4 protein-coding genes are annotated in these 4,639 nt (G+C 48.8%); 2 read left to right on the plus strand and 2 right to left on the minus strand.

Annotated features, from left to right (window positions below; translation table 11 throughout):
* Window positions 1-745: NAD(P)/FAD-dependent oxidoreductase (locus tag RWJ96_RS06785; RefSeq protein WP_314019630.1), on the minus strand; the 745-nt coding region annotated here is incomplete at its 3' end.
* Window positions 746-790: 45 nt separating this feature from the next.
* Window positions 791-1,639, minus strand: coding sequence for an Mrp/NBP35 family ATP-binding protein (locus RWJ96_RS06790; RefSeq protein WP_035427320.1), 849 nt, complete (start codon window positions 1,637-1,639; stop codon window positions 791-793).
* Between the two features lie 118 nt (window positions 1,640-1,757).
* On the opposite strand from RWJ96_RS06790, the gene RWJ96_RS06795 reads away from it, so the two are divergent.
* A complete protein-coding gene (locus RWJ96_RS06795; protein WP_314019632.1) occupies window positions 1,758-2,219 on the plus strand; it encodes a YhcH/YjgK/YiaL family protein in 462 nt (153 codons plus the stop codon).
* Between the two features lie 155 nt (window positions 2,220-2,374).
* Window positions 2,375-4,639 (plus strand): excinuclease ABC subunit UvrA (gene uvrA / locus RWJ96_RS06800; RefSeq protein WP_314019634.1); only part of this gene is annotated, 2,265 nt, incomplete at its 3' end.

The following is a 4,639-nucleotide window of genomic DNA, read 5'->3' on the forward strand; positions in this document are numbered from 1 at the left end:
CAACGCCGTCTCTTACAAGAGCTGCATGCGCACGGACACGTTTGCCATCCAGGCTTGCAGGAGGCTCAGGGGTGCAGGTGAGCGCGCAGAGCCCAGGTCGCAGTGAAGTGGTCTGTAAGTCAAGGCTCTCTGCAAGTTCTGTGGTTGTGAGTCCACCAGTAGCTAGAACTACCGATGAAGCGTGGACCTTGTGGGTTTTCTCGCCAGCAAAGCATTCTTTGAAGGCAACGATGAAGCTGTTGTGTTGGGGTTTGACTGATGTTACTTCTCGTCCTAGGGCAAATTGGACACCAGCTTTTTGGGCACGTCTGAGCAAAAGTGACTGGATGGAGCTTGCTTGCCTGGTAAGAGGGTACATTCTGCCCTCGTCTTCTGTAGCCCAAGCAAGACCGCTGGACCTAAAGAAAGAGAGAATATCCGCAAGAAACGTGTCTTTGTCTTTGCAGACAGCCTGAACGAACTCTGGATGAGAGAAATTCTCAAAGCTCAAATCAGCATTGGTAAAGTTACAACGACCGCCGCCTGTTGCCAGGATAGTTCTGCCGCTCTCCAGTGCTTTCTCAAAGACAACAACGCGCTTATTGGCACCAAGAGCCTCAGCAGCAGTGATGGCAGCGCAGAGTCCTGCTGCGCCGCCACCTAAAATTGCTACATCAATGTTGTCTGGCACCATGAACGCCTGAGCTTGCTTAATACGCTGAGCCTGTGCTGCTTGTCGTTCTTTAATGCGCGTTGTTTGAGCCATAGTAAGAATTACCTTTTGTGTTGTGTAAGCACCAGCTTCTAGGACTTACAGGTCAAGAACGCTTTGTGTAGCGTCAGGAACAAGGCCTTCAGGAAGCTCGGTGCTAAAGGTTCCCTTATCGGCAATCTGAGCAAAGGTTGCGTCCATAGGAAGCTGTCCCAAAGGCTTGAGGTTAAATGCTGCTGCGGTCTCGGCAAGCTTTGATGGACCGTAAGGTTCAATGCGCTCATCGCAGTGAGGACAGGTGATGTACGCCATGTTCTCAATCAAACCAAGTACAGGTACATGCATCATTTCTGCCATGCGCACTGCCTTGCCCACAACCATCTGAACAAGATCTTGTGGAGAAGAAACAATTACAACGCCCTCAACAGGAAGGGACTGGAATACAGTCAGAGCAACATCGCCCGTTCCTGGAGGCATGTCGATAAGCAGATAATCAAGGTCACCCCAGTTGCACTGGCTGTAGAACTGTTGGATAGCACCAGCAACAACAGGGCCCCTCCAGAGAACAGGATCGGTCTCGTTTTGAAGCACCAGGTTAGCGCTCATAATCTTGATACCATTTGCATCCTCGATAGGAATAAGCTGCTCTTCAACGCCGTAAGAGCGCTCATCAGAGATGCCAAACATACGAGGAATTGAAGGTCCGGTAATATCGCCGTCAAGAATACCAACGCGCTTACCTGCGCGAGCAAGGTTAGTTGCAAGGATGCCAGTAACAAAGGACTTACCAACACCGCCTTTGCCAGAAACAACGCCAATAACGTGCTTAACGCTTGAGTGTTGATTGAGTTCAAAGCCGGCAGGTGGCTGTGGCTCTTTCTTTTTACCGTGAAGTGCGGCGTCAATCTCTTTACGAAGCGCCTCGCGATCAATATCTACGTCTGCCATGTCTCTCCTTATGTAGCAGTTGTATGCAGTAACTACTTAATTCTACCCATAGAAGTTTATGGCAAACGAGATAGCTATAATCTTTTCGGCGCACTTTAGCTGAACGTAGGAGGTTCACATGATTTTCTCGTCAATTAAGAATTTATCTGAGAATGACTTTGGTCAGAAATATATGGCCTGTGCTGCGGAGTTTTTGGCAACCCACAATCTGGATGAGCTACCTTTGGGCAAAACAGAAATTGATGGAGATAACGTCTTTGTGAACGTCATGGAGTTTGAGCCTGCTCTTCCTGGCGAGAAGGACTATGAGGCTCATAAGATTTACGCTGATATTCATGTGGTTATTTCTGGCACCGAAAGCATTGCTGTTGCCCCTCTTGAGCAGTGTGTTCTTAAGGGTGAATTTAATTTTGATGCTGATTTTGGTGCTTATACCAATCCTGGGGAAGAGACATGGGTCACTCTGCACGCAGGTGATTTTCTGGTGACACCTCCATCTGATGCCCATAAACCAGGCTGCACGCTGGAGAAATCTGGCTCTAAGCTTAAAAAGGCCGTGATGAAGGTTCGTATTAAATAGGGAAGCGTGCTTGCCGTGTTTTGGCGGCACTATCTTGGGTATACTAGAACATCAGTACGCACAAATTGTATCGGTGTGTACTGATGTTGTTTTCTATTGTTTGGCAGTTGGCGCGTAAAAGAAATGTGCATGTCAAACTGGTTATGTGAGGAACTATGGCTTCAAGCAAAATTGCTATCCGTGGTGCACGAGAGCACAACCTGCAAGACATTGATATTGATATCCCTCGTGATCAGCTGGTAGTTATTACGGGACTTTCTGGTTCGGGCAAGTCAAGTCTTGCCTTCGACACCATTTACGCAGAGGGACAGCGTCGCTACGTTGAGTCCTTGTCCAGCTATGCCCGTCAGTTCTTGGGACAGATGGATAAGCCAGACCTTGACTCTATTGATGGCCTTTCTCCTGCGGTGTCCATTGACCAGAAGACCACTTCCAGAAATCCTCGCTCTACCGTAGGTACCGTTACAGAAATCTACGACTATCTGCGCCTTTTGTATGCTCGCATGGGTACTCCTCACTGCCCTGAGTGCGGTCGCGTTATTGAGCGCCAGACAACAGATCAGGTTGCCGATAAAATCCTCGAGGCTGGTCAGGGACGCAGAGCTTATGTTTTAGCTCCTGTTGTTTTGGGTCGTAAGGGCGAGTACGTTAAGCTCTTTGAAGACTTGCGCAAAGAAGGATTTTCTCGCGTTCGTGTTGACGGCGTTGTGCGTGAACTTGATGAAGAAATCACGCTGGGTAAAACACTTAAGCACGATATTGAGGTGGTTGTCGACCGTATTGTCATCCGCCCCGATTCTTTGGGTCGTATTGTTGAGGGCGTTGAGCAGGCAACCAAACTTGCGCAGGGTAAAGTAGGCATATTGCTCCTGGCCGATAAATCCAATCCAGAGACTATGCCAGAAGAACTCCTGCAGTATTCACTGGCGCTTGCTTGTCCTATTCACGGTCACTCCATGGATGATCTGCAGCCTCGTGATTTCTCGTTCAATGCCCCTTACGGTGCCTGCCCTGACTGTGATGGTCTAGGAACTCGTAAAATTATTGATGCTGCAGCACTCATTGCAGATCCAAAGCTGTCTGTTTCCGAAGGCGTTTTTGGAAGTCTCTTTGGCCATTCAAACTACTATCCTCAGATTTTGTCTGCAGTCTGCAAGCATTTTGACGTGTCTGATACAACGCCTTGGAACAAGCTACCAAAGAAGGTACAAGACGCCCTTCTCGGTGGCCTTGGTTCAACTAAGATTCGCGTTGACTACAAAACGCGAGACGGCCGCAATACACACTGGTTTACTACGTTCTCTGGTGTCAGAAAGATTCTTTTTGACAAGTACCAAGAGACCACGTCAGAAAATATGAAGACGCATCTTGAGAAGTACATTCGAGAGATGCCCTGTACAACCTGCCATGGAGCTCGCTTAAAGCCAGAAATTCTTTCTGTTACCGTTGGCGAGAAGAACATCTGGGAGGTCTGTGAACTCTCCTGTAAGGAGTCTCTAGAGTTCTTTAAGCAGCTGACTATTACTGACCGTCAGAAGGTTATTGCAGGTCCTATTGTCAAAGAGATTGTGGCAAGGCTGCAATTCTTGGTAAACGTTGGCTTGGACTACCTCACGCTTTCTCGCGCAGCAGCATCGCTTTCTGGTGGAGAAGCCCAGCGTATTCGCTTGGCAACTCAGATCGGTGCTGGCCTTATGGGCGTCCTTTACATTTTGGACGAGCCTTCTATTGGCCTCCATCAAAGAGACAACAACCGTCTTATCGAGACGCTTAAGCAGCTTAGAGACCGTGGTAATACCGTACTTGTTGTCGAGCACGATGAAGATACCATTCGCGCAGCTGACTACGTTATTGACATGGGTCCAGGCGCTGGTGAGCTTGGTGGTCACGTTGTTGCTGCGGGAACTCCAGAAGAGATCATTAAGAACCCTGATTCCATCACAGGCGCGTACCTTACAGGAAAGAAGCAGATTAGACTTCCAGAGACTCGCCGTAAGCCCGGTCGTGGAAAGATCAAGATTACAGGAGCTAGCGCTAACAACCTTAAAAACGTTTCTGCCGCTATTGAGCTGGGCACGTTGACGGTAGTCACAGGCGTTTCTGGTTCTGGTAAGTCTTCTTTGGTTACCGATACCCTTGCACCCGCGCTTACCAATGCAGTTCAGCACTCAAAACGTGTGGTAGGAGAGTATAAAAAGCTTGAAGGCGTCGATCTTATCGATAAGGTCATTGATATTGACCAGAGTCCTATTGGAAGAACACCTCGTTCTAATCCAGCAACCTATATTGGCCTTTGGGATGACCTGCGCGCGCTGTACGCTTCAGTCCCAGAGTCTCGTGCTCGTGGTTACTCAGCTGGTCGTTTCTCGTTTAACGTCCAGGGAGGCCGCTGCGAGGCTTGTAAGGGCGACGGCCAGATC

This window comes from Lancefieldella parvula (assembly GCF_963547875.1).
Lineage (GTDB): Bacteria > Actinomycetota > Coriobacteriia > Coriobacteriales > Atopobiaceae > Lancefieldella > Lancefieldella parvula_D.

Bases quoted from the DNA above. Each gene is read 5' to 3' on its own strand.
- RWJ96_RS06795 (WP_314019632.1), top strand. From the start codon at position 1,758: ATGATTTTCTCGTCAATTAAGAATTTATCTGAGAATGACTTTGGTCAG.
- RWJ96_RS06790 (WP_035427320.1), bottom strand. From the start codon at position 1,639: ATGGCAGACGTAGATATTGATCGCGAGGCGCTTCGTAAAGAGATTGAC.